This is a genomic window from Lewinella sp., from assembly GCF_050633125.1.
Taxonomy (GTDB): Bacteria; Bacteroidota; Bacteroidia; order Chitinophagales; family Saprospiraceae; genus Lewinella.
The window spans coordinates 85,685-110,287 of record NZ_JBOEFX010000001.1 but is presented as its reverse complement, the minus strand read 5'-3'; the positions used below and the strand labels follow the sequence as shown (position 1 = coordinate 110,287).

Annotated in this window: 23 protein-coding genes and 1 tRNA gene; 13 read left to right on the top strand and 11 right to left on the bottom strand. The window is 43.7% G+C overall.

The genetic code is table 11. The features are described from left to right. Together ACRBG0_RS00440 and ACRBG0_RS00435 are read right to left on the bottom strand one after the other, a co-directional pair. Positions 1–1,080: glycoside hydrolase family 28 protein (locus ACRBG0_RS00440; RefSeq protein WP_431484961.1), on the bottom strand; the 1,080-nt coding region annotated here is incomplete at its 3' end. Between the two features lie 278 nt (positions 1,081–1,358). Then, complete coding sequence (locus tag ACRBG0_RS00435; protein ID WP_431484960.1) at positions 1,359–4,844, bottom strand: M36 family metallopeptidase; 3,486 nt, start codon at positions 4,842–4,844, stop codon at positions 1,359–1,361. 225 nt (positions 4,845–5,069) lie between these two features. Between ACRBG0_RS00435 and ACRBG0_RS00430 the strand changes: the two genes are divergently transcribed. From ACRBG0_RS00430 to ACRBG0_RS00415, 4 genes are all read left to right on the top strand, one after another. After that, positions 5,070–6,686 (top strand): CTP synthase, encoded by a 1,617-nt coding sequence (locus tag ACRBG0_RS00430; RefSeq protein WP_431484959.1) that lies wholly within the window; start codon positions 5,070–5,072, stop codon positions 6,684–6,686. Then, positions 6,686–8,089: a hypothetical protein gene (locus tag ACRBG0_RS00425; protein ID WP_431484958.1), complete on the top strand. Its 1,404-nt coding sequence runs from the start codon at positions 6,686–6,688 to the stop codon at positions 8,087–8,089. The genes ACRBG0_RS00430 and ACRBG0_RS00425 overlap by 1 nt, the downstream gene beginning before the upstream one ends. 4 nt (positions 8,090–8,093) lie before the next feature. Beyond that, on the top strand, positions 8,094–8,627 hold the full coding sequence (locus tag ACRBG0_RS00420) for an RNA methyltransferase (RefSeq protein WP_431484957.1): 534 nt from the start codon (positions 8,094–8,096) through the stop codon (positions 8,625–8,627). Positions 8,628–8,733: 106 nt separating this feature from the next. Then, entirely contained in the window at positions 8,734–9,144 is a 411-nt protein-coding gene (locus tag ACRBG0_RS00415) for an EVE domain-containing protein (RefSeq protein ID WP_431484956.1), read from the top strand. Between the two features lie 26 nt (positions 9,145–9,170). On the opposite strand, the gene ACRBG0_RS00410 is transcribed toward ACRBG0_RS00415, so the two are convergent. Both ACRBG0_RS00410 and ACRBG0_RS00405 read right to left on the bottom strand, forming a co-directional pair. After that, on the bottom strand, positions 9,171–10,232 hold the full coding sequence (locus ACRBG0_RS00410; RefSeq protein WP_431484955.1) for a DUF6688 domain-containing protein: 1,062 nt from the start codon (positions 10,230–10,232) through the stop codon (positions 9,171–9,173). A gap of 15 nt (positions 10,233–10,247) precedes the next feature. After that, positions 10,248–11,102 carry an NlpC/P60 family protein gene (locus ACRBG0_RS00405; protein ID WP_431484954.1) on the bottom strand — a complete coding sequence of 285 codons (855 nt, stop codon included), beginning with the start codon at positions 11,100–11,102 and terminating at the stop codon, positions 10,248–10,250. 140 nt (positions 11,103–11,242) lie between these two features. Here ACRBG0_RS00405 and ACRBG0_RS00400 point away from each other — a divergent pair, with 140 nt between their 5' ends. Both ACRBG0_RS00400 and ACRBG0_RS00395 read left to right on the top strand, forming a co-directional pair. Continuing rightward, complete coding sequence (locus ACRBG0_RS00400; RefSeq protein WP_431484953.1) at positions 11,243–12,304, top strand: PorP/SprF family type IX secretion system membrane protein; 1,062 nt, start codon at positions 11,243–11,245, stop codon at positions 12,302–12,304. 121 nt (positions 12,305–12,425) lie between these two features. Beyond that, positions 12,426–12,866, top strand: a complete 441-nt coding sequence (locus ACRBG0_RS00395; protein WP_431484952.1) for a hypothetical protein — start codon at positions 12,426–12,428, stop codon at positions 12,864–12,866. A gap of 177 nt (positions 12,867–13,043) precedes the next feature. Here ACRBG0_RS00395 and hemH read toward each other — a convergent pair whose 3' ends face one another. Continuing rightward, positions 13,044–14,069, bottom strand: a complete 1,026-nt coding sequence (gene hemH / locus ACRBG0_RS00390) for a ferrochelatase (protein WP_431484951.1) — start codon at positions 14,067–14,069, stop codon at positions 13,044–13,046. Positions 14,070–14,229: 160 nt separating this feature from the next. On the opposite strand from hemH, the gene surE reads away from it, so the two are divergent. From surE to ACRBG0_RS00365, 5 genes are all read left to right on the top strand, one after another. Then, on the top strand, positions 14,230–15,003 hold the full coding sequence (gene surE, locus ACRBG0_RS00385) for a 5'/3'-nucleotidase SurE (protein ID WP_431484950.1): 774 nt from the start codon (positions 14,230–14,232) through the stop codon (positions 15,001–15,003). Between the two features lie 171 nt (positions 15,004–15,174). Continuing rightward, positions 15,175–15,474, top strand: coding sequence for a hypothetical protein (locus tag ACRBG0_RS00380; RefSeq protein ID WP_020534307.1), 300 nt, complete (start codon positions 15,175–15,177; stop codon positions 15,472–15,474). Then, positions 15,471–16,589, top strand: a complete 1,119-nt coding sequence (gene lpxB, locus ACRBG0_RS00375; protein WP_431484949.1) for a lipid-A-disaccharide synthase — start codon at positions 15,471–15,473, stop codon at positions 16,587–16,589. The genes ACRBG0_RS00380 and lpxB overlap by 4 nt, the downstream gene beginning before the upstream one ends. A gap of 639 nt (positions 16,590–17,228) precedes the next feature. Continuing rightward, positions 17,229–17,423, top strand: coding sequence for a hypothetical protein (locus ACRBG0_RS00370; RefSeq protein WP_020534309.1), 195 nt, complete (start codon positions 17,229–17,231; stop codon positions 17,421–17,423). 116 nt (positions 17,424–17,539) lie between these two features. Further along, positions 17,540–17,755, top strand: a complete 216-nt coding sequence (locus tag ACRBG0_RS00365) for a PspC domain-containing protein (protein ID WP_026211166.1) — start codon at positions 17,540–17,542, stop codon at positions 17,753–17,755. A gap of 3 nt (positions 17,756–17,758) precedes the next feature. Here the strand turns inward: ACRBG0_RS00365 and ACRBG0_RS00360 are convergent, their stop codons facing one another. The 3 genes from ACRBG0_RS00360 to gatC all read right to left on the bottom strand — a co-directional run bounded on the left by ACRBG0_RS00360 (position 17,759) and on the right by gatC (position 19,471). Beyond that, positions 17,759–18,307, bottom strand: coding sequence for a cob(I)yrinic acid a,c-diamide adenosyltransferase (locus ACRBG0_RS00360; RefSeq protein WP_431484948.1), 549 nt, complete (start codon positions 18,305–18,307; stop codon positions 17,759–17,761). A gap of 108 nt (positions 18,308–18,415) precedes the next feature. Further along, positions 18,416–19,150, bottom strand: coding sequence for an ABC transporter ATP-binding protein (locus ACRBG0_RS00355; RefSeq protein ID WP_431484947.1), 735 nt, complete (start codon positions 19,148–19,150; stop codon positions 18,416–18,418). A 27-nt stretch (positions 19,151–19,177) separates the two neighbouring features. After that, complete coding sequence (gatC, locus tag ACRBG0_RS00350) at positions 19,178–19,471, bottom strand: Asp-tRNA(Asn)/Glu-tRNA(Gln) amidotransferase subunit GatC (RefSeq protein ID WP_431484946.1); 294 nt, start codon at positions 19,469–19,471, stop codon at positions 19,178–19,180. Positions 19,472–19,592: 121 nt separating this feature from the next. Here gatC and ACRBG0_RS00345 point away from each other — a divergent pair, with 121 nt between their 5' ends. Both ACRBG0_RS00345 and ACRBG0_RS00340 read left to right on the top strand, forming a co-directional pair. Further along, complete coding sequence (locus ACRBG0_RS00345) at positions 19,593–20,240, top strand: deoxynucleoside kinase (RefSeq protein ID WP_020534314.1); 648 nt, start codon at positions 19,593–19,595, stop codon at positions 20,238–20,240. 125 nt (positions 20,241–20,365) lie between these two features. Beyond that, a tRNA-Ser gene (locus ACRBG0_RS00340) sits at positions 20,366–20,450 on the top strand. Between the two features lie 167 nt (positions 20,451–20,617). Here the strand turns inward: ACRBG0_RS00340 and ACRBG0_RS00335 are convergent. The 3 genes from ACRBG0_RS00335 to ACRBG0_RS00325 all read right to left on the bottom strand — a co-directional run bounded on the left by ACRBG0_RS00335 (position 20,618) and on the right by ACRBG0_RS00325 (position 24,602). Continuing rightward, on the bottom strand, positions 20,618–22,087 hold the full coding sequence (locus ACRBG0_RS00335; protein WP_431484945.1) for a serine hydrolase: 1,470 nt from the start codon (positions 22,085–22,087) through the stop codon (positions 20,618–20,620). Between the two features lie 299 nt (positions 22,088–22,386). Next, a complete protein-coding gene (locus ACRBG0_RS00330; RefSeq protein ID WP_431484944.1) occupies positions 22,387–22,800 on the bottom strand; it encodes a hypothetical protein in 414 nt (137 codons plus the stop codon). Between the two features lie 893 nt (positions 22,801–23,693). Further along, the gene (locus tag ACRBG0_RS00325; protein WP_431484943.1) at positions 23,694–24,602 is read right to left on the bottom strand and encodes a hypothetical protein; all 909 of its coding nucleotides are present in this window, start codon (positions 24,600–24,602) and stop codon (positions 23,694–23,696) included. Position 24,603 lies beyond the last annotated feature (1 nt).

Genomic DNA, 24,603 nt, shown 5'->3' with positions numbered 1-24,603 from the left:
CGAGTTGGATTTGATGCGGATAGCTCTATCCAGATTGGGGCTATCCATAATACAGTCTTCTACATACACATCACTTACGCCTGCGGAGATTTCACTCCCCATGACAACTCCTCCGTGGCCGTCTATCATTTTGCAACCTCTTATGATAATCCGCTCACTCTTGATGCCGACGCGGCGGCCATCTTCATTTCTGCCCGATTTGATAGCAATACAATCATCACCTGTATTAAAGGTGCAGTTTTGGATGAGTATATTTTTTGAATATTCGGGATCACAGCCATCATTGTTTGGACCATGACTTTCTACCGTCACACCATCGACGGTAATGTTATTGGACTTTATTGGGTGGATGACCCAGAACGGAGCATCAACTATTCTCACACCTTGGATCAAAATGTTTTCACATTCAAAAAACTCTATGAAGCTCGGACGCAGGTAGTAACCTTCTCCGAAAATCCGTTCGCCAACAGGCATTCCTCCTTCTGAAAGCTCGATAAGTCTATCACGGCTTGAAGGGTCTTTTTGGCACGGCTGCCCTTCTTTCCAACCGTATTCTTTACTGCCTTTCCATTGCCACCAATTGGCATTGTTTGCCTGCCCATTAAGCAAGCCTTCTCCTGTTACTGCGATATTTTTTTTACCAAAAGCATAAATCAGAGGAGAATAATTCATTAATTCCGTCCCTTCAAAGGAAGTATGAACAACAGGTAGGTAATCACTAGGAATTGTACTGAATTTTATTTCAGCTCCCTTTTCTAAATGGAGTCGGACATTATCTAATAAATGGATAGGCCCCGTATGGTAAATACCTTCAGGTACGACGACCATACCACCGCCAGATTGATTACAAGCTTCAATAGCTAATTTAAAGGCATCAGAATCCGTGCCTTGTGCTGCCTTGTAGTCTAATACATTAAACTGAGTATCATTAAAAACAGGTACCTGGATGGTTTTCTCTATCTCTCTACAAATATCCCACGCAGTGACATTGGTACTACTTTCAATCAGGTCTCCATCCTGGCATGAATAAAAAAGAATAGCACAAAACAAAAACAGGATAAATCGTATACTCGGCTTCATGAATAGTAATTGGTTTACGTGAACTAGCCACAAACATAAACCCGTGCCAAATTTTTCACTATTCCATTATCACCAAACACCTAACAATTTCTAACATCGACTGAAAATCAGAATAAAATTCTGACCAAAGCATCAATAAATACAGGAGTTTAACTCAATAAGATCGTCTAAAATTTAGCTTCCATGTCGAATAAAAAAAGGTGTTCGATAAGTAAATACACCTATCAAACACCTTATTTTTTTTACTAATTGCTTTCACAATTAGTTTTCCTTTCTGCTTACTCCATTATCAAACGGCGAGTAGTCAAGCCTTCCTCCGTTCGGAATTGAAGGATATAAACTCCAGCAGATAGATAACCCATATCTAAAGTTTCGCGGTAGAAGTTGTCATACTGGAAGCTTTCTAGTAAGCGACCTTCTATACTACGAATTTGCACATCTACCCGCTTGGTCATTGGCTGAGGCAAACTGAGTACAAACTGACCGGCAGTAGGGTTTGGGAACAAGCTTAATGGTAGATCTTGCACCAAGTTCTCTGTTGACTCAATGATCCCATTAAGGATCGTAATTACAGAGCTACATAACTCTTCACCGCCATTATCTGTACAAGCAGTATTGGCAACTGTGACCAGATTGCCCATCAGAGAAATATCATCTACGTACCAACCTTCGCGAGCATTGCTGTCATTTGATCCAAAACGGAAGCGAATCAGTACCGTTTCTCCGGCATAAGCCGTAAGATCTACGACAGAACGAATAAACTCACTACCATTTGTACCATTAAAAGCAGGGCGACCACTCAATGGATTACCAGACCCCGACTCTAACTCACTATCATAGCCATTTTCGATAAAGTTATCGGCACCGACATCTTCCCAATCCGCTCCACCGTTGATGGAAATTTCTACAACCCCGCCATCAACATCTACTTCAGTACTGTACTGGTGATAAAAGACCAATCCAGGATTCAAGCCATCAAGAAATACGGGTTCCTCTAGGACCAGAAGTTGATCACTCACTTCTTCTACACTACGTGCAAAGAAAGACACTAATCCAGTATTGGTGTTATTGAGACGTAGTTGCCAAGTAGTACTAGAAATAGGGCTGGTAAAATCCCAGTTACTGGCGCCTGAAATCATATCTTCAAAGACAGGATAAGTACCTTCAGCATCGTCTGTTTGCAATTGGTAAGTACATGTGAAAGCTTGTCCACTAGCCGCATCCCCTAAACTGATCATCAAGACCCCATCTTCTACCGTAAGGTCACAATCAGAGCTACCATCTACCAGTGTCGTTCCTTCAGGAAGTTGATCAATTACAACAGCATCAGTGATGCCATTAGTACGACCATTCACGATATCAAGCTGGTAAGTGATAACATCACCAGCAAAAGCTTCAGCAACGGCGGTTTTAGTCACACGATAAGCTGGCGGACAGGTATCAGGCTTGTCGAAAGCTTCCACTCCTACCGTTGCACTAACTCCCAGGCCACGACGAGCAAAGGTTTCCCAGATCAAACAACGGTTAACACCACCGTTATTGGCTTCGTCTGCTTCCAGGATAGCATCCCTAGCTTCGATGAAGCCGGGATTACAAGGCTGTAATTTCAAGCCATCCATCACCAACTGAACAGCAATATTATTGCCACCGGTTCCATTGTATAGGTCATCATCAAAACCGTATTCATCAACCAGGTTCCAGTACATATCCCATATCATCACGCACCATACTGAGCCAACGCCGTGAGGTACAGTAGCAGTAGCAACATCAGCATAAGTATGAGGATCAATGGTCATATCCCGAGAATAAGGGAAGGGCCGGATACCACCGCCGGTAATTGGCTCACCACTAACATAAGTGCCAATACCACGAGCATCTTCCGCAAAATCAGCAGAGGTGGTAGTCATCGTTAAAGCAAAAAAGTCACTCCATCCTTCACCAGCTTGTTCTGGCTGTTGATTCGTAGATAGACATCCACCCTGATTAGGGCCAGCCGTAAGGCGATTAGAGATACCGTGTCCATATTCGTGAACAATTACCCCATTGTCAAAATCACTATCTAAGCCAGAAGGGCCAGGCTGTGGGACATCCACAAACATTGCTGTTAATTGGAGCATTACACCAGGTAATGCCATTTTTAACACATTACAATCCTGAAGGCTGACCATAAAGGTTGGAATATCCACCTGATCACCAGCGACACCACCATTCATCTCAAAGATGGGTTCGCCGATATTGTTACAGATCATCACTGCTACTGCTCCTGCTTCCTGAGCAGCCAATGCTTTTCCACCAAACCCACAATCTCCACGGTCAATCATAGCAATTTTACCAATTAGCTCGTCACCATTTATGATAGGTTCGCAAGCATCACTACTTACACCGATGGTGTCACTTACAAGAACGACTTCTAACTCTAAGGAACCATTAGGCAGGTCACTACCAAAGTCGCCCTGTACAAATTCGTAACTCCCTTGAACTGATTCAGGTGCTGTTACTTGCAGGAATGGCAGAGGAAGATTAGGTAGACTACCTCCCCAAAGATACATTTGCATCCGAGGGCGTCCTCCATCATTAGGGGTGGCGAAGTTAGCATTTCCTGTTCCATTACCATCAAGCGCCTCTGCTCGTACGTAGTCGCCATCATCACCGCCACGATCATAGTTATTCATCTGAAAATTGCCCGATTCTTCATCAAACCCATATTGATACATAACATCATGAATGAGGTTATTCCAATAAAACAGGTTGGTTGTAGCCGCATCCAGCTGCGAATAAGGGCGGCTAAGACTAAGGTCTAATGGAAAATCAAAACACAGAGAATCACCTCCATCAGGTTCACCTCCAATGGACTCATTCTGGCTATAAATATCGTGGTAGGCATGTACATTGTTACCTCGTGTGATGGTATACTCATGGCCTTCTTCGCCATCGACATCATGCCAACCAAAAGGAGAAGCTACCTCATCGGCAGGGTCAACCAATAGCTCCCGTGGGCCATGATTGGGACTTTCTGTATAAAGTGGAAACGCACGGTAACTTCCTTCATCACCTGGGCCTGTTAAAAAGGAGAATACAGCAGGTACACTTACCTTATCCTCCGGGCACTCTTCGTGCGCAGGATGGTCAAACTCACAGTGAACTACTTGATCATGATAATCCAGCATTTCGCCAGTAAGGGCATCTACCCGAGCCATCCACCAGTGATTAGCCGTTGTTTCGTAATAATCTACATTCCAAACCAAGCGAACTTGCTCGTTCAATGGCTGATACATTAAGCTGACTTTGATCGGTTCTAAAGCCAAGCCATCATGGTCAAAAACAAATTCACGTGGGTTAGTTTGCTCAACTAACTTCAGACCACCATCTATTGGTAGGCCAAAATAAGTTTGCACTGCGGTTACGGCTTGTGCTGGTGTAATCCCTGCTTCACTAGCATTCACCTTATTAGACAGGTCCGGCACGAAGCGATTCCCTAAACTAAGCATTCTGCCATCAGCTAAAATGTTTAGATTCAGAATAGCATTATGAACAGGAATGTCCAAATGTAACTGTTGCAAATAAACATGGGTCAGCTTATTGTGCTTGGTGACAACCTTGCTACTTACTTGGTAATTGGCAACATCTCTGGCCGTAAGGCCCAAGTTGTCATAATTTGTTTGTAGGTGTTGGTCTGCCACTTCTAGTGGTCGATCAACTTGGGCCATAAGCATTTGGCAGCTTAGTAGTATTGCCAGCCCTAGAATTGTTGCGTTTTTTAACATACAGTACAAGTAGTAAATAGTTAGAAATTGAAGGTTTACAGATGCTGTGCACTCTCGTAACGTAATATCCGGATATTACTTTTGGTTCACGGCCCGTGAAATTAATGTACTTTGATAAATATATAGGAAGAATAGAAAAGTAGTTTCTTCTTGGGGCCGACAGTCTGTAGCATTTTATCTAACTTTGTGTCCCGTAATCGTTTTTCAGCGTCTTCAATATAATTCATGACCAAGTATATTTTCGTTACGGGCGGGGTTACTTCTTCCCTAGGCAAAGGCATTATTGCCGCTTCGCTAGCCAAACTCCTGCAAGCCAGAGGCTTCTCTGTCACCATCCAAAAGTTTGACCCTTATCTCAATGTAGACCCGGGCACGCTTAATCCTTATGAGCATGGCGAATGCTTCGTTACAGATGATGGTGCCGAAACAGATCTGGATCTCGGGCATTACGAACGTTTTTTAAATGTTCCTACTTCTCAAGCTAATAATGTTACCACTGGTAGGATTTACCAAACGGTAATCAACAAAGAGCGAGCAGGGGATTATTTAGGAAAAACCGTTCAGGTGATTCCCCACATTACAGATGAGATTAAGCGCCGTGTACAACTTTTGGGAAGCACCCAAGAATATGACATCGTCATCACGGAACTTGGCGGAACGGTAGGTGATATTGAGTCACTACCTTATATAGAAGCTTTACGCCAAATGAGGTGGGAACTAGGTACTGATAATTGCCTGGTGGTTCACCTGACCTTGATTCCTTATTTAAGTGCTGCTAAGGAGTTAAAAACTAAACCTACCCAACACTCGGTAAAACAACTGCTCCAATCAGGTATCCAACCGGATATTTTGGTATGCCGTACAGAGTATCCCATTACGATGGAAATCCGACGGAAGTTGGCCCTGTTTTGTAATGTCGAAGTAGGCTCTGTTATTGAAGCGCGTGATGCGGAAACCATTTACGATGTTCCATTACTTATGCTTAAAGAACAGTTGGATACGACTGTTATTCGTAAACTGAGGCTTCAAGATCGCAAAGAACCTGACCTTTCTCGGTGGAAAGAGTTCCTGGGCAAACTAAAAAACCCTTCTTCTGAAGCAAGAATAGGATTGGTAGGCAAATACAATGAATTACAAGATGCCTACAAATCTATCCACGAGGCTTTTGTACATGCCGGTGCTATTAACGAATGTAAGGTTAGTGTTATTCCCATTCATTCTGAGCAACTGGAAGGCGATATGAAAAGTGTAGCCAAAGCGCTTAGAGACCTCGATGGTATTTTGGTAGCTCCTGGCTTTGGAGAAAGAGGTATTGAAGGAAAAATCCGGGCAATTCGCCATGTGCGTGAGAACAACATCCCCTTCTTTGGAATTTGCTTGGGAATGCAGTGTTGCGTAGTTGAATTTGGTCGTAACGTCCTTCAGTTGGAACAAGCCTCTTCTACGGAAGTTAGCCCTAATACTCCCAATCCCGTTATTCACTTAATGTCTGATCAGAAAGATGTTACCCAAATGGGCGGCACTATGCGTCTGGGGTCTTATGATTGCAACTTGAGGCGTAATTCCAAATCAAGTAAAGCCTATGGCAGCCTCTCCATTACAGAACGTCATCGTCATCGATATGAGTTTAACAACCAATATCGAGCCCAATATGAGAAAGGTGGATTGGTACCAACAGGAATCAACCCTGCTACCGACTTGGTAGAGATCGTAGAACTGAAAGGACACCCCTATTTTGTAGGTGTTCAATTTCACCCCGAACTCAAAAGTACGGTAGAGAACCCCCACCCTCTTTTTGCAAGTTTTGTGCGAGCAGCACAGGAATATCGTAAAATAAAATAGTGCGTACCTATTTTTGGTTAACAGGGTTTTTGTCACTAGGGATAAGCCTATTGGTCGCTGGAGAACCTTTCTTCTGGGATACGATTCAATTGGGTGCTCGTCATGCCGATTGGTTTTATAATCAACCGCTGAGCACACTATTACTTCCGGATGAAATGGACAGTGGCCACATCCCTGCTTTTGGGTATTACCTGGCTACTTGCTGGAGGCTATTTGGGCAAACCTTATTGGTCAGTCACCTAGCCATGTTTCCATTTATATGGTTAGTGCTGTGGCAAGGATACCGTTTGGTTAATAAACTTGATATAGGGTTTAGATTTGCCACTTTAGCCTTAGCGCTAGGCGTATTGCTACTAGACGCTACTTTGGTTGCGCAACTCAGCTTGGTCAGTCCTGACATTGTATTGATAGGTGCATTCTTTTTAGGAATCAATAGTATCCTAAAGAAGACACCTATTTGGTTAGGCATAGCCATTTTACTGTTGGGACTGACCAGTCTTAGAGGTATGATGGTTGCTTTCGGGCTCTTCCTTTGGCAACTTTCCTTGTTATACCTAGATGGGAGCAAGAAAGACCATCCACTCGCTACTTTCAAGCTACTACTCCCCTATTTACCGGGTGGGCTGGTAGCACTTGCCTACCTTATATATCACTACCAAATCAAAGGCTGGGTAGGTACCCACCCGGATTCACCGTGGGCGGCAAGTTTTGCAAGCCAGGGAGGGCTTAGTATCATTAAGCAAGCGGCTATTGTAGCTTGGCGAATCCTAGACTTTGGTCGCATTTTCGTTGTGATTGCTTTAATGCTGAGTTGGTGGCAAACTGGATGGGTATGGAACAAGTCAATAAGAAGAGCGGCGATTCTTTTACTCATCATGGGTATTACATTGGCCTTGCCTGTGCTCGTGAGTCCGGGCCTATCGCAGCATCGTTATTTACTGCCTGTATACCTTATGGTTGCTTACCTGTTTTTATTGGTAATAAAAGAGGTACAAAATAAAACCTGGGCAACGGCAATGGTCATTGTTGTACTCCTAGGACAAGTAAGTGGTCATTTCTGGGTTTACCCCGATCAGATGGCTCAAGGTTGGGATGCTTCACTGGCACATAAACCCTATTTTGAAGCAAAAAAAGCAGGGTTAGCGTATTTGCAACAAGAAAAAATCCCTTTATCAGCAGTAGGCACAGCGTTTCCTGAAGTTGGTGAACAGCATTTGCGGATGCTCAATAATATGAAAGAAGGCCTTGTTTCCTATGATCTTGACCAACTGCAATACATCTGGTACACAAATATCATGAACGACCTTTCTGATGAAGAGCTGTTAACTTTGCAAACCAGTTGGACACCTGTTTTCACCTTTCGGAAACGGGGGGTCCATTTAGAAATTTACCATCGTAAGTAAAACTATGCGGAAATTAAAATTAGAAGAGCTAGAACGGATCAGCATTGCTGAGTTTCAGAATAAGGATAAGCAGCCTGTTGCTTTGGTATTAGACAATGTTCGCTCTGCTTTAAATGTAGGCTCTGCTTTCCGAACAGCTGATGCTTTTGCTTTGGCTCATGTCTACTTGTGTGGAATTACCGCCCAGCCTCCGCATCGTGAAATCCTAAAAACGGCATTGGGAGCTACCGAAGCGGTAGATTGGACCTATACAGAAACCGTCGAAGAAGCTATTAGTCGCCTAAAAGCAGCCGGCTATCAAATATGGGCAGTAGAACAAGCTGCTGAACGGACTTGGCTTCAAGATTATCAACCAACGGGTAATACACCTATAGCATTGGTGTTCGGTAATGAAGTAAATGGCGTCAGCCAGTCAGTGATGGATGCCGCCAATGGCGCGCTCGAGATTCCTCAATTTGGCACCAAACACTCCCTTAATGTATCTGTTTCTCTAGGAATTACCGTTTGGGAGGTTTTACGGAAGATGGGGAAGGTTTGAAATGGTTAGGTGGTTGGATCGTTCGGTTGTTTGTTGATGGTTGTTGGTTGAGCTCCCTGAATAACGTTGACAGGTTTATCAATTATTCCACTTAAAAATCAAGAAAATGAACTATTGGTTGGTAAAATCAGAGCCTGAGGAATACAGTTTTACTGATCTTGAAAAAGAAGGAACAGGCATGTGGGAAGGCGTACGCAATTACCAGGCGAGAAACAACCTCCGCGCGATGGCGGTAGATGACCAGGTATTGTTTTACCATAGTCGGCAAGGTTTGGAAGTTGTTGGGATTGCAAAGGTGACTACAGAAGCATATCCCGACCCTACTGCCGAAAAGGGCGATTGGTCGGCGATAGATTTAACACCCGTTCGGCGATTACCCAAAGGTGTCAGCTTGAAAGATATCAAGGCCAGAAAAGAGCTTCAAGAGCTTGGACTTGTACGCAATCCGCGCTTGTCAGTGATGCCAATTCCAGCAGATGCGTTTCAAATCATCTTAGCAATGGCAGGTGAAATTTAAGCGTTTGTAAATACTGCCTTGGTAGATTATAAATACTGCCGCGCAATACGATTCTCTGGCTGCCGGTCAGTGAGGTAGAGGTATATCCAGAAACACCACTCTAAGGGCTTCATCAGATAGTAAATCGTATCGGAGACATACTTGTTTTCAAACCAATAATAGTAACGGTGAATTAAGTCCCCAATACGATTATAATTCCGGCGAATCAGACGATGTAGGTACGGAAATTGCTCCATGATTATATCTTCAAAAGCATTGGCGATCAATAATTGGCGATTGCATATAATGAATTTCCCATGCCGCACGCCAAGCCGTTTTGGTCGAACAATATTTGGATGCCCTTGCGCAGCTACAGAGCATAGAAAATGCCCGCCACACTGAACATTATCGCACATATAATCCCATTGCGAAAAGCCATGTTTGTAGGTCTCGGTGAAGGCCCGTATACTAGAATCTGGCTGTTGCCCAAATAGTAACAAAATCGCCGTAACCACCAGTATAACCGGTAAACAAATGATGATCAACACCGGGTATTTTGCCCAAACGGGCAGCCGCAGCACGTGGTTGGCCCAAGCAGTCAATGGATGCTCGTCCGAGAACAAATCCTCCTGCGTTTGCTGTAAAACAGCTTTCTGATTTTCGCTAAGCAGTAGGAGAAAAAGTAAAACAATGGGTACATGCCCCAGCGTAACAGGAAACAGAACCCCTTGAAAAGCAATAAAAACATTAAGAACGATCCCCAGCAAAAGCAAACAATTGACACCGACCTCCAGTAAAGGTGGGGCGAGTTTTTCACGAAAGGCGCTGTAGAAAAAAGCAGCCATGCTCAACGCGATCCATACATAGACCGTCAGGCGGTGTTCCGGAGAGAAGACCGCACTGTCATTACAGCAATCATTGTCTTGTTGAAAATCGAAAATACCAAGATACAACAGCGGAAAGCCCAAAACGACAAGCACTTCCAGTGTACGCGACAATACAGGCCGAAACAAGCGCTTGCCATTGATGCAGTAATACATGAAATCTAGGGCGACCGAGAGACCAATTAAAACTAAGAGCACAACAGGTAAGACGAATAAGATTTCCATCTATTTTGAACATTTTCAGAACAGCGCCTGCTGGTTCATGGGCTGTTCTTCCTTTTTCGGTAGCACTACTGGTGGTAGGTTCTTATCTGGTGCAAAAATTCGCTTTACGACGCGTAGCCGATGGGTGTACTTACCTTCCTGGTAATTGAATATACCATAGTGATCGACAGCATCAATTCTTACTTTTTCATTGACATGAATAATTTTGCTGTCTGGAAGTAAAATACCAGAATGGGTAATTCGTCCTTGTGTATTTTCAAAAAAGGCAATGTCACCCGGCATGGCCTGTTCTACAAAATCAACAGTTTCACCACGATTAACCTGAATTTCAGCAGTACGAGGCAGTTGATAACCTGCAATCTGAAAAGCGAGTTGCACCAATGCTGGGCTATCAATCCCGAAAACCGTACGCCCTCCCCACAGGAAAGGTGCATTGAGCAATTTGCGGGCAATCTTGATCACCATCGCCGAACTCTGCCGAATGTCTTCCGGGAAAACAGCCTGCCCGCTGAAGGTGAAATCATGCGTACCTAGCGAAAAACGCATCCCGTCAAAGAAAGGCAACCGAGAGCCAAGCGTAATAGGCAAAGCCTCATCCGTTCCCATAAGGTTGTGGAAAAGATCCAACGAATAAGCAAAATTCCGACGAAAATCTTGGGTTTCAGCAGGACTAAGGTCCCTCAACTGATTGCTTGGTGTCCAGCCAATGTAGTCATCGTTAAGACAGCGGACTTTGGTCCACTGGCGACCTTTTGTCTCCATAACCTCTACCATTTCTCCAAAGAGTAGTTGAGATCCCATTTCGGAGCGATGGGCAGCACTGGTTCGCACAGGAACCACAGTAAAAGGACAAATGGCGTAGACGGACATTCGCTAGTTATTGGTACACTTCGTAAAAATAGTTTTTTATTCAAAATAAGGAAAGGAAATGCACCGTTATTCCGCTGAGGAATTAAACATCCTTACATTTGTCATTCCTTAGTATTGCTCAAAGAACCGAAATTAAGCGCATGAGATATTATATTCTACTATTTTTTGTGGTATTGATAGGCAGCCAACTCTCGGCGCAAGACCAACATTTTTCCCAATTTTACGCCTCCCCCCTTACCCTCAACCCTGCACTAACAGGTGCCTTGGAAGGTAAGTACCGTGTATCTATGATCTATCGCGACCAGTGGCGTTCGTCGCTGGACAACCCTTATCAAACTTTTTCTGCGGCGGCAGACTTCCGATACAAAGTCAAGCAATACAAGAAACGCTACCGCGATGCAGTAGGTATTGGTGTTGTTTTTTACAACGACAAGGTCAACACCATCAATTTCTCCACCAATCAAATAATGATTTCCGGCGCTTATCATAAAGCCCTTAACCCACAAAGTGATCAATTCCTAAGCCTCGGTTTTCAAGTTGGCATGGTACAGCGTAACATCAATTACGACCAGCTAACATTTGATGACCAATTCAACGGCACAGATCTATTCAATGACCCTACTGGCGAATTATTTCCAGAAAACAACTTTGCCTTTTCAGACTTCCAGGTAGGGCTACATTACAGCTATGCCCCTAGAGGAGAAACAGGGATTTTCGCCGGCGCAGCTATGCATCACGTTCTGGAACCAGAAATGAGCTTCTACTACCGCCAGCTGCCCGATGATGACAAAGATGAGCGCCTGAGTAATACTTTATATCGCAAATATTCCGCACACCTCGGGTTACAGATACCTGTAGGCGAGCGCACGCAGATTTCCCCTCGGGCCTTGTTCTACAGCCAAGGTCCACACCTGACCTTCAATGCAGGCAGTAATTTCCGTTTCCTTGTAAATGAAATTGCAGGTACTGCTATCCATATTGGCGCCTGGGCACGCCCCGTCAACAACGAAGACGACGCCTGGAACCTGGATGCAATTGTAGCCATGTTGGGCATCGAACACCAAAATTTCCTAATGGGCTTCAGCTACGACATCAGCCCTGGTCAGCTAAACCTCAACAACCGTAATCGCAATGCTTTTGAAATCAGTGTAGCCTATCTAGGGGAATATGAAGACGAAACGGTATTGTGCCCTAAGTTTTAAGCCTTAGCGCTTATTCAAGCAGCCACTATTCCGATTTGGGAGCCAAGACATACAAGGGGGGTAATCGTATAATTGCGATCATACAATTACCCCCCTCCTACTACACTAACCTTTTAGAAAAATGAATACCGATCACCCTAGAAAGCCATTCTGGATTTTCCTTTTTTGCGCTTTCATGCAGGTGATTTTGTTTTTATTTATCTATTCTACCGGCTGGTCCATCATCGAGCACTACTATCATCCTTCCAATAAATTTGACTGGGGGCTTACCTTTTTACTAGCTATTTACGCCTTTTTTATTGCGACTTCCGTCCAATGGTTGGTCCTGTTTTTCACCAAAGGAAAATACCTAATAGCCATCAGCGCTATTGTATTTATCACCTTAGCACTATTTATTTACACCTCTTATTACCCTTGGCGCTCACTGTTTCTTTTGGGGTGTTTATTTTCAGCTCAAGCTACCAGCAACCTTATTTTCCGTGGCCTAAGTAAGCGTGTACTTGCATCTGCAGCCAAGAAAAAAAATAGTGCTAGCAATTTACTGGATGACGATTGGGAGTAATTTTGGTCGCTGCCTACTATGGGCCATGCCTTCTCCCGTCCCGACTTTTCTAGTCAGGACGGGATCGGCACCGGGCCATCCGTTCTTACCTTCGGTACCACTGCTGTCCCTTGTCCTTGGTCCATCCTGGCCCCGAGCTTCGGCCTATTGGCCTACGCGCTAAATACTGGGGTAAAACTAGGCCCGCTTCACCATCTCTGTCACCGCCGCTATCCAGCGAGGATCGTCGTTGAGGCTAGGAACAAGATCGACTTTTTCGCCCCCCATCTCTTCAAATTCCTCCTGGTATTCATCACTTATTTCAATGATCGTTTCCAGACAGTCCGCTACAAAAGCAGGGCTAAAAACCAGTATTCGTTTCGCACCTTTTCGGGCTTGTTCTTCCAATACTGCGCTCGTATAAGGCTGCACCCAGGCCTCTGGCCCAAGACGACTCTGGAAGGTGGTCGTATACTTATCCTCTGTCAGTCCTAGTTGGGTAGCAATAGCTCGGGTAGTCGCATGGCATTGCGCAGAGTAACAAAATTGATTGACCAAGCTAATACTCCCACAGCAATTCTCCGTCACCAAACAATGGTTACAGTCATCTGCTTTCCGCAATTGGCGCTGAGGCAAGCCATGAAAACTAAACATGATATGGTCATAGCTTGACAGATCAAACTGACGAGCATTGTCTGCAAAAATATCGATCATCGCCGGCTCATCGAAATACGAATTGACCATCTTGACGTTGGGGATGGTCTCCTTTTTCGCTAACAACCTCATCACCTCTTCATGGATAGACCCCGTAGTAGCACCTGCATACTGAGGAAAGAGTGGAAACACAATAATTTCACTTACTTGCTGTTTCAGCAATCTATCCAAGGCACTCTCTATCGAAGGGTTTTGGTATCGCATCGCTAGCTCTACCACATATTCCTCTTTATTTAGACCTTCCTGTACGCCAGCTGCCAATAATTCGCCATAGTATTTTAGTGGAGAGCCATTCTCTGTCCAAAGCTGCTGGTATAGTTTAGCAGACTTACCCGACCGAAGAGGAGCAATTAAGCCGCGCACCAGCAAGTTTCTAGGAATCCAGGAGTAATCAATCACCCGGCGATCCAAAAGAAATTCTTTAAGATAACGGTAGACAGCTCCACGAGTAGGTGCGTCAGGTGTACCGAGATTAACCAACAAAACGCCTTTCTTGCCAAGCTGTGCCATAAATTTCTTAACTGTTTTTTATTGTAAATGCAAGGATACAACATATTGTCCGGCAAGGGGTTTATGTAAATGGTAAAATCATTGTCAATAATATCAGAAAAGGAAAATGATTAGCTTTGCATTTTTAGCTGAAGCTCATAACCCCAAATAATTTCTATTTATGTCTAAACCGCTCATCCTGGTCACCAATGATGATGGTGTCACTGCTCCTGGTATTAAAATGTTGGTTGAAATCGCCGAGGAATTAGGCGAAGTTGTAGTTGTGGCTCCGGATAGCCCCCAATCAGGCATGGGGCACGCCATTACCCTTAACACTCCGCTACGTATTCACAAGACACGAGCCTTCCCTGATTTGCAAGCCTACGAATGTTCCGGTACACCGGTAGATTGCGTAAAATTGGCCAGGCATGTTGTCACGAAAGACCGCAAGGTTGATCTCTGTGTATCCGGGATCAATCACGGAAGTAATGCTGCAATTAACATCATCTATAGCGGCACCATGTCCGCAGCAATGGAAGCTTCGCTAGAGGGAATCCCTTCCATTGGGTTTTCTTTGCTGGATTACCGCTACGAGGCAGATTTTGCCGCCGCCCGTGGCCACATCAAGATGATTATGGAGCACGTGCTGAAGAATGGCCTTAGCAAAGGCAGCCTCCTCAACGTCAATATCCCTAAATTGCCAACAGAAGAGATCAAAGGCATAAAAATCTGCCGCCAAGCCGATGCTCGCTGGCAAGAAACATTCGCTGAAGCCACCGACCCCCGAGGTCAGAAGTATTATTGGCTAACCGGCTCTTTCGTCAACGATGACCCCGGAACAGATACTGATGTACAGGCGCTGGAAGAGGGCTACATTTCCATCGTACCTTCTCATCATGACCTGACCAATTATGAGGCACTTAAGCATAGCAGCTTGAAGGAGTTGGAGGATTAGTGAAGTCGGAAGTGGGAAAGCGGAAGTCGGAAATAACGAAGTACGCATAGATATAGATGGAGAAATTCCCGACTGTTTACTAAATCCTTCCGACTTCCGACTTCCGACTTTGAAAAACCCTTACACTTTTACACCTTAAAATTATAGACAGCACAAAAATACTTATCGAATATGCGTGATCAATTATGGTTTGGACTCTTGATTGGAGTGGTTGTCCCATTTGTGGGTTATGCCGTTTTGATGATGATTCTTGAACAACTAGGCGCCAGTGAAACACTGGCAGATAACCGTCTAAACTTTGACTTCAAGGAACGTACACTTACCTTGCTGGCATTGGCGATTAATTTGATCCCGATGCGGATTTTCATGCGGGCCTATGCCAATAAAGCGCTTCGTGGTCTTGTTCTCGCTACGCTGGCTTATGGAATGGTTTGGATGTTTTACTTTGGCAGACAGTTACTTGGCTCATGAAGTATTACCTCATTGCCGGAGAAGCCTCCGGTGACCTACACGGTTCCTATTTAATAAAAGCCTTGACTAAGGCTGACCCAGCAGCTGATTTCCGGTGCTGGGGAGGTGACCTAATGCAAGCTGCCGGTGCCAATTTACAGAAGCATTATCGTGACCTCGCCTTTATGGGCTTTGTAGAAGTACTGCTCAACATCAGAACGATATTGGGCAACTTCAAGGCCTGTAAAACGGATGTATTAGCGTATCAGCCTGACGTGCTAATACTGGTGGATTACCCTGGCTTTAATCTACGTATGGCCAAATGGGCCAAGCAGCAGAGCATAAAAGTCTTTTATTATATTTCGCCCCAAATCTGGGCATGGCACAGTAGTCGCGTTCATCAGATCAAGGCTAATGTGGACGAGATGTTTGTGATCCTCCCTTTTGAGCAAGATTTTTATGCCAAATACGGAATGGAGGTCAATTTCGTTGGTCACCCATTATTAGATGTCGTTCATGACCACAAAGCCGACCCTGATTTTCGGCGAAAAAACCAACTCTCTGACCAGCCTATTATTGCGCTTCTGCCCGGCAGCCGAAAACAAGAAATCAGTAGAATGCTCTCAGTATTACTTGCGACTGCTGATCATTTCCCTGGTTACCAGTTTGTCGTCGCTGGAGCTCCTTCTCAGGATAAAGACTACTACTTATCCCTTTTTGCAAAATTGGGGCGGAAGAACAAGGTACACCTAGTAGAAGGACAGACCTACACGCTTTTGCAAAACGCAGAAGCTGCATTGGTCACTTCTGGCACCGCTACCCTGGAAACAGCCCTGCTAGAATGTCCACAGATAGTCTGCTACCGTGGAAGCAGTATTTCTTATGCTATAGCTAAGCGATTGATTAATGTAAAGTACATTTCTCTGGTTAACCTCATCATGGACGAGGAACTCGTTTTGGAACTTATTCAGGATGAGTTTAATGTAAAACAGACAACACAAGCACTCACCAATCTTTTAAAAACAGGCGAAAAAGAACGGATTGCCAAAGGCTACCAACACCTAAAAACAAAACTTGGTGATGGTGGAGCAGCCGTTAGATGTGCAAAAACCATGGTTGATCGCTTACAGGAGTAAAATAAATTATATTTTTTTATCATGCATTAATCACTAACAACCTATTGATTACACAAAAAAGAGCATACCGCTTTCTTTACATAAGCTACCGTTCCCTCATCTACATATTATTAAATTAAATAAATTATACTTTTTTATCATAAAAAGAGGCCTCCTGAAGAGTTTGGCACACATTTTGATTTATTACTATACGAAGGCAAGATGCAATGCATCACATGGTGAAATTATTTAATATTATATTTTTTCACCATATTTGCCTAACACAATGAACTACTACTTTTGATAACCGGTGTCGAATGAGGTTGCAGAAAATGTTTTTTTTAAATTTCTCTGCATAACAAAAACGGCCCCCTTCACATGTAACACTATGAAAAATTTTACGACCATTCTTACCAATGTTAGGTTTCACCCTTTTGTACCATTAAGGGAATGATTGTACTTCTCGTACGAATCATTTAATCTACACTTCCGCTTTATCAAGGCTATTTAACCAAGAAGACCCAGCGCTTGCTGGTACCTCCTACCCGTTAACGTTACTTACAACGGTTTGACCTGTTGTAAGCGTGGAACACTATTACTTAAACCTTTGCTACCTTTCACAGGGTGGCCTGGGAAGCTCATGCCCAAACAAATTACATCATGAAAAATTTTACACTATCGCTAGAAGCGCTACTCTTGATTTTTTTATTGCTTGCAGGCTTGTACGGAGCTCGCACTATTATGAAAGGAGAAGACGTGTCTCCCGGATTGGCCTCGCCTCGGCAGGAAGAACCAGCAATGGTAATGGCTACAGAAACAACCGAAGATGTTTATCAAATACATCTTCCCAAATAAAATCACAATTATTCGAATGACTAGATAGAAGTCATGCTAAAATTCAACATCCATTTCAATGTAGAATTTCCAAACAAGCTCTAAAAGTTGTACCTTATAGCACAAGTAATATGCCTATGGAATACTTTAGACAAATGATGGAACGCTCGGCCTTCGGGGTTTGCAGCTATCTGGGAGAAAAAATTGGCTTGGCTAGCAGCCGGGTGAGGCTTTACTTTATCTATATCACCTTGCTTACGCTTGGTTCGCCAATCATTATTTATCTTTTTGCTGCTTTTTGGCTCAACATTAAGCGGTATATCAAAAAAGGTAGAAACATGATTTGGCAATAAGCACTAATTTCTTCCTTTCCAGGCTATTTCCTCTACTCCTAGCTCATGAGACAAGTAGCGAGCTAACACGAAAAAATAATCAGACAAGCGATTTAGGTAATGAAGTGCCCGAGCATTGATTGGTGTCTCTATATGCATGCGCACACATTGACGTTCGGCTCGGCGGCAAATAGTTCGCGCCAGATGTGCGTAAGATACTTGGGGATGGCCACCTGGTAAGATAAAATTACGCAAGGGCTGCAAGGTCGCGTCCATGCGATCCATTTCTTTTTCCAACAACTCCACATCTTCTTCAAGAATATCCAATGCGACCTCCTTGTCTTCTTTAGGAGGGGTTGCCAAATAAGCCCCCAGGCTAAACAATCGATTTTGAATAGTGGAAAGAACAGCCTTTTCTGCTTCTAGCGATATATGGTCTCTCAACAAACCAATAAAAGCATTGAGTTCATCCAATGTTCCATAAGCTTCAATCCGGTCATGTGATTTTTTGACGCGCTGCCCCCCAAAAAGACCAGTCTCACCTTGGTCACCCGTTTTAGTATAAATCTTCATAAGCTAAGTTTGGACAATCAATATTGTAAAAGTGTAAGGGTGTAAGGGTGTAAAAGATGGGCCTGCCAAGGTTAACCATCTAACTATCAACCATCAACCACCCTAAATTTACTGATCCCGTAAATAACGGTGGGTGGGATCATCGACACTTACGATATTTTCGTTTTTGATGTCAGACTCTACTTCACCATCACGTAAACGAATAATACGATGAGCATGCTCTGCAATATCTGGTTCGTGGGTTACGAGAATGACCGTATTGCCTTTGCTATGGATGTTTTCAAAAATCTTCATGATCTCAATGGAGGTCTTGGTGTCCAGGTTACCTGTTGGCTCATCGGCCAGAATGATGCTGGGGTTATTGACCAAAGCTCTGGCAATAGCCACCCGCTGGCGCTGCCCGCCTGACAATTCATTGGGTTTGTGATCTACGCGATCACCGAGGCCTACCTCTGTAAGTACCTCTTGTGCGCGAGCCTCCCTATCTGCTTTTGACCAGCCAGAATACACCAATGGCAAAGCCACGTTATCTAGTGCAGAGAGGCGTGGAAGCAGGTTAAAAGTCTGAAAGACGAAACCAATCTTGCGGTTTCTTACTTCAGCCAACTCTCCATCCGTCATGGTGCTGACATTGATATCATCCAGAAAATAATCGCCCTCGCTAGGTGTATCCAGGCAGCCTAGGAGATTCATCAGCGTGGATTTCCCAGAACCAGAAGGCCCCATCAACGCAACATAATCGTTGACAGATATTTCGACATCAACCCCACGCAGCGCGTGTACTTTGGTCGTTCCCATGTCGTAAGTCTTCCGTAAATCTTTCGTAGATATAACAACAGCCATGCAAGGTGATTTTTAAAAAATTCTTAACTACAAATCAATTACTTTTGGAACACGGAAGAAAGTACCGTCCTGATCTGGCGCATTGCGTAAAGCAGCTTCCCGATCTACTTGGTTGCTTATTAGATCCTCACGTTGCCGATTGACAGCTTCATTGAGGTAAACCAGCGGTTCAACGTCTTCTACATCCAGCTCTTGTAATTTTTCTACCATACCCAGGATATTAGTAAGGTCTGTTTTCAAACCTTCTTTTTCTGTAGCAGAAAGTTGTAGTCGAGCTAGATTTTCCAATCGGGAAATTAGTTGATCATCTATCTTCATCATAAGTTTTTAGATGAGTAATGGGTATTCATCGTTAAAAAAACGAATACCAAAGGTAAGTAATCCCATTATTTCTAAGAGAAAGTTTATTTTCGCGAATACAACTGCACACAAAATAATTTTAATGGCTGATCATCAACCACCCGCTAACATAAAACACGTAGCAATTGCCGGAAATATCGGCGCTGGAAAAACCACCCTCTGCACACAGCTGGGCAAGCATTTCGACTGGGATGTTCACTACGAATCGACGGACAACAACCCCTATCTTAGTGATTTTTATCTCGATATGCAGCGGTGGTCCTTCAACCTCCAGATTTATTTCCTGCACAACCGCTACGCTCAGATCTTAAATATCCATCAAGGAGACCGTACCGTTGTTCAGGATCGCACTATTTACGAAGATGCTCACATCTTTGCGCCCAACTTGCACGATATGGGCTTAATGACCAAGCGTGACTTTGAGAATTATATGTCTTTATTTAAAACAATGACTTCTCAGATTCAACCACCAGACTTACTTATCTACCTGAGAGCTGGTATCCCTACCCTCGTCAATCACATCCAATCGCGAGGACGCGATTACGAAGGTAGTATGAGCCTTGATTATCTCAAGCGCCTCAATGAACGCTACGACGAGTGGATCAGCACCTACACGGAAGGCAATTTGCTCATCATTGATGCCGACAGTATCGATTTCAAGAAGAATCCGGAGGATTTAGGTACCGTTTTGAACCAGGTACAGGCCGAATTACATGGTTTATTCCATTAATTTACGATTTGGAACTAAAATTTATTCAATTTCGTTTTGGATAATGAAAGTGATCTGTATATTTGCAGCCGCTTAGGAAGTGAGTGTGGCTAGAAAGTCTAGTTTTAACTCAAAATCTAAGCTAAGGAGGAATGGCAGAGCGGTTTAATGCACCGGTCTTGAAAACCGACGTACTGAAAGGTACCGGGGGTTCGAATCCCTCTTCCTCCGCATCCACAAAAAGCAGCGCTCCGGCGCTGCTTTTCTTTTTTATAGATATGTAATCACAAGGTGATGAGTCGGTTAGCAACAGTCGCCAATTACCGGTGAGGGTTCGAAATTTACGTTCAGAAAAAACGAAACCCTGCAAGTCATTGTTATACTCCTTATAACTGTCATTATTGACCAATTCCAATTTCTTCCTCGAGTTCTCTAATTAAATTCAAACCAGTCTGGTTTTCTGGATTAAGTTGAACTGACTTCTGGTAACTTTCTAAGCTCTCTTTGAATCTGCCTTTTTTTCGTAGTGCTTCACCATAATTATTATAGGTATTCCAATCATTGGGAAATAGCCTTATGTTGATTTCGAAAATGGCAATTGAGGCATCAATATTTTCTCCAAGGTATATACGGCCCAATCGGTTGAGTGGAAAGGAGCCATAGCTGAATTTTTCCAGGTTATTGATCACTGAATCCTCAAAAAACGTTTTGGCTTTTTCAGGACCGAATAAATCAATTTTTCGTGCGAGTTCAGTTGACAACGATCTTTTAATTTCTTTCAAGGAATCAGAATACATTAAATAGGCACCAATGTCACTTGGGTCATGACCGGTAGCAAGTACTACCACGCCCTTTTGCTTTGTTTTATTGAAACCAATATAGCTGGTATACCCACCTGTACTTCCACCATGCCAATAATTGTTACCATCAGAATTTGTAAAGATTATCCAGCCTAACCCCATGCCAAGAGGATTACCCCCACTCCTCACACCGTACATTTCATGACGTTGATGGTGTGTCAGTTCAAACGCCTGCATCAATGAAGTCTGTGTAAATCCTAATTGGGCGGAGAGGTACTTAATCATATCTGCAGTCGAACTTCTAATAGCACCTGCGCCTGCAAGTGTAGAGAAATTCCAGTTTTCGGTACTTTGCCCAAATTCATTTTTACCTACTGCAAGATTATTTATCATTTGCTCATCAAAAGTGATTTTCGTTTCATTCATCTCAAGTGGGTCTGTAATGACTTCGTTTACTAAATTCTCATAAGTTTTCCCAACATGCAGAGACAAGGCATGACCTAATAATCCAAAAGCTAGGTTTGAGTATTCAAAGTCAGCACCAACCTCGCTCGTTGGTGTATAATTGGAAATAAACTCATACATCTGTGATGGGGTATAGTCCGCAAAAGGATTTTTTGGATCAGCTGGTTTAAAATTTCCAGGCATATTTGGAAGCCCTGAGGTATGATCTGAAAGATGCCCAAGCGTTATTTGTTGCTTTCCCAAAACCGGAATCTCGACATGGTCTGGAAGTAGCTTATTAATAGGATCATCTAATCTTAGACCTCCATTTAAAGCCTGGTCTGCTAAAAGGGTAGCAGTAAACGTCTTGGAAATCGATCCAATCTCAAATATCGAATGTTCATTAACCTCAGCGCCAAAGGAATCTCGTGATCCGAAATTATAATAGCGAATACCGTCCTGATCAATAATTCCGATGGCAATCGCACCATTAAGTCCGTATTCGATTCTTTTCTGGATATTCTGAATTACATTGTCTGGTAGAGGAGCTACTTGTGTTGAACAGTTCGTAAAACTGACTGTAATTAACACCAGCCAGATTAATGGATTTAGGTACGATTTCATTTATTTACATTTTTTATGGAGCATAACGATAAGTCCTGCAATGCACAGAATAATCTATACCCGGCACTAAGTGGTTTGGGAATATTATCGCAACGTCATCTTCTATACTGACAAGGCAAAAAACGTAGTCGAAGCCTAAGCTTCGGCGAGGCTTTTTAACGCAGCCAGTATAGAAGAGGACAGGTGAGAATGTCCCAGACCACTTAGTAACGGGTATATGACAAAGCCTCCAGTCTACTATCGCATAACAGCTCTTCTTTCCACTCAAAGGAGAAAACAAAACCCATTTTTCAGGCTTATCACCGAGAGTTGTTTTTCAAATCAATTTTAGGGGCAATGGCTAACCTCAACGCCAATAAAGCCATCACAGCAGTCAGCAAGCCAAAACCATACTTCTCTATAGGTGCTTTAGCTGTCAAATTGCCAATCGTGTTCAACGCGAAAAGGGCAAACAACACCCACATACCAATATTTGCGATGGCAGAATTTTGTAAGATATTCAAATACCCCATTTTTAAGGAGACGATCATTGCAGCCATCACCAATATCAAAAGTGATAAAGCTTCCATTATCAATAACTGCTTTCTGTTTGTGATTTTTCCCGCCCATACGATGTCGTAAGGAATAACACCAAACAATACAAGCAGGTGAAAAATAAATAGCAAGCCTAAAATCAGCAGCAGGGCCTTTCCGGCAAAAGAAATGTTTATCATATTCGTTTTTTTTAAATGCCAATTAATAATTGGCCAAGGCTGGGTTCACAAATCCTGGCTTGGCAGACTATAAATCTCAATCCGATCATAAAAACTCCCCCCTAACGGCGTTCATTGCTTAGAACTTTACCCCAATGATGTTCTTATTATCTAAGTTACGTTTAACGTAAAGTTCTATGTGCTGCGTATGTGTTTTATCGTCCCAAACATGCTCTGAGTGTACAAAAAGTTAGTACGAGAATTAATAAGTTTTTCATTTCTTTGAGTGTTAAGTTTGAAAATTTGATTTAAAAAAATCTGTTGTTCTCCATGAATTCCTCAACGGCATTGTGAACCTTTCCTTTTCTGTAAATTTGTTTTTGTCGAATTGACAATGCAAAGATGGAGGAGAAAAACAGGGTAGTCGTCCCGAAATGAAATTGCGGACGTTTTGGTGGGAATTAGGACTTTTCGAGAGCTTGTTTGGTATTTGCTACAGCTGAAAACCAATATCGACTTTACTATGAACTTATGATGCGTGCGGGCTGAAGCTCACGCCACAATGCGGATGCGCAAAACAAGGCCCTCCCCCTCCGTCACTTCGTGACACCTCCCCGAGAGGAGGACAAGATATTGCTAGTGTAAAGAGTTTGTTTTCGGGATACGTTGTGTTCCTCGGAGAGGTGCCAGATTGGTAGTCTCAACCGCTTTATTGGTCTATTTCGACCTCGGATGAGGTCGCATAAATCCCTGCTTATTTCTGTAGACTAAGAAGGTGCGTAGCGAACAGCGAAGCACGGCGCACGGAGGAGCAGCAGCAGCGATAGTAGCGGTTCCGCATTCCCGCAAAAGCGGGTGTGGAAAGAGCGGATAGCGCGGTGGCAAGCCGTCAGGCGATGCCAGCTGCCCAATTATTAATATCGCAAGCCTTCTGCTGGAATCTTCTCTAAATGGACATCGCCAAAGGTGACGCTGACCGTAATGACAGGATAAGTTTCCTTGCGGGTAGGCTTGAATTGTACTTTCTGAACTTCGGGGGTGTTTTCCAGGGCCAGTAGGCGGAGATTTTCGGGGGTAAGGACCTTGCCGTGGGTAGCCGTGAGGGTGTAACCATACAACTCGGGCTGGTCGCCGTAGAGGTAGACTTCGGATTTTTCGGCGCTAATATCTAGCCCCAAGAGGCCTGCTCCGGGTTGCAATTTCAGGATGCCATATTGGGCATTGATCTGGTAATTACCTGCTATCTCATAGAGCGTTACATCAGAACGGCGGGCATTGATGGTCACATTTCCGTCTATCTTTTCGCCGACGATATCACCGAAACGGGTACGAATATCGAGGAGGCCTTTAACGTTGTCGATATCAATCTGGCTGTATTCTCCGAAGATCCGTAACCGGTTGGTAAGGTTGGAAATATTGGCCGCCCCAAAGTAGTTCTTGACGTACACTGGGCAGTCTTCCGGGAGCGTAATATAATAGGTGACGGAAAGTACGGATTCGGTCTGCTCAGCACCACCGTAGCGATAATTGCGCAGATAGATTTTGTTTTTGATGCGTTCTGCAACAAAATTGACGGTTTCCAGATCGGCTTCGGCGGTGGCTTTCTCTGGATGCTTCGCTGAAATTTCGAGGCGGAGGCCTACTTGACGTTTATCCCAAGTTTCGACGAAGATCTCAGCTTTCTGACCTTCGACATTGACTTCGTAGCCATCCTGGTAGTTGAAGGTTTTCTCAATAACTTTAGTAACCACTTGCACGACTTCTTGCGCGGCAACAGAGATGGTTAATAAGCTCGCCAGGGAAAACAGGAATAATCTTTGCATC

Coding starts and splice junctions, on each gene's coding strand:
- ACRBG0_RS00435 (WP_431484960.1), bottom strand. CDS start 4,844: ATGTTAAAAAACGCAACAATTCTAGGGCTGGCAATACTACTAAGCTGC.
- ACRBG0_RS00430 (WP_431484959.1), top strand. CDS start 5,070: ATGACCAAGTATATTTTCGTTACGGGCGGGGTTACTTCTTCCCTAGGC.
- ACRBG0_RS00420 (WP_431484957.1), top strand. CDS start 8,094: ATGCGGAAATTAAAATTAGAAGAGCTAGAACGGATCAGCATTGCTGAG.
- ACRBG0_RS00415 (WP_431484956.1), top strand. CDS start 8,734: ATGAACTATTGGTTGGTAAAATCAGAGCCTGAGGAATACAGTTTTACT.
- ACRBG0_RS00410 (WP_431484955.1), bottom strand. CDS start 10,232: ATGGAAATCTTATTCGTCTTACCTGTTGTGCTCTTAGTTTTAATTGGT.
- ACRBG0_RS00405 (WP_431484954.1), bottom strand. CDS start 11,102: ATGTCCGTCTACGCCATTTGTCCTTTTACTGTGGTTCCTGTGCGAACC.
- ACRBG0_RS00400 (WP_431484953.1), top strand. CDS start 11,243: ATGAGATATTATATTCTACTATTTTTTGTGGTATTGATAGGCAGCCAA.
- ACRBG0_RS00395 (WP_431484952.1), top strand. CDS start 12,426: ATGAATACCGATCACCCTAGAAAGCCATTCTGGATTTTCCTTTTTTGC.
- hemH (WP_431484951.1), bottom strand. CDS start 14,069: ATGGCACAGCTTGGCAAGAAAGGCGTTTTGTTGGTTAATCTCGGTACA.
- surE (WP_431484950.1), top strand. CDS start 14,230: ATGTCTAAACCGCTCATCCTGGTCACCAATGATGATGGTGTCACTGCT.
- ACRBG0_RS00380 (WP_020534307.1), top strand. CDS start 15,175: ATGCGTGATCAATTATGGTTTGGACTCTTGATTGGAGTGGTTGTCCCA.
- lpxB (WP_431484949.1), top strand. CDS start 15,471: ATGAAGTATTACCTCATTGCCGGAGAAGCCTCCGGTGACCTACACGGT.
- ACRBG0_RS00370 (WP_020534309.1), top strand. CDS start 17,229: ATGAAAAATTTTACACTATCGCTAGAAGCGCTACTCTTGATTTTTTTA.
- ACRBG0_RS00365 (WP_026211166.1), top strand. CDS start 17,540: ATGGAATACTTTAGACAAATGATGGAACGCTCGGCCTTCGGGGTTTGC.
- ACRBG0_RS00360 (WP_431484948.1), bottom strand. CDS start 18,307: ATGAAGATTTATACTAAAACGGGTGACCAAGGTGAGACTGGTCTTTTT.
- ACRBG0_RS00355 (WP_431484947.1), bottom strand. CDS start 19,150: ATGGCTGTTGTTATATCTACGAAAGATTTACGGAAGACTTACGACATG.
- gatC (WP_431484946.1), bottom strand. CDS start 19,471: ATGATGAAGATAGATGATCAACTAATTTCCCGATTGGAAAATCTAGCT.
- ACRBG0_RS00345 (WP_020534314.1), top strand. CDS start 19,593: ATGGCTGATCATCAACCACCCGCTAACATAAAACACGTAGCAATTGCC.
- ACRBG0_RS00335 (WP_431484945.1), bottom strand. CDS start 22,087: ATGAAATCGTACCTAAATCCATTAATCTGGCTGGTGTTAATTACAGTC.
- ACRBG0_RS00330 (WP_431484944.1), bottom strand. CDS start 22,800: ATGATAAACATTTCTTTTGCCGGAAAGGCCCTGCTGCTGATTTTAGGC.
- ACRBG0_RS00325 (WP_431484943.1), bottom strand. CDS start 24,602: ATGCAAAGATTATTCCTGTTTTCCCTGGCGAGCTTATTAACCATCTCT.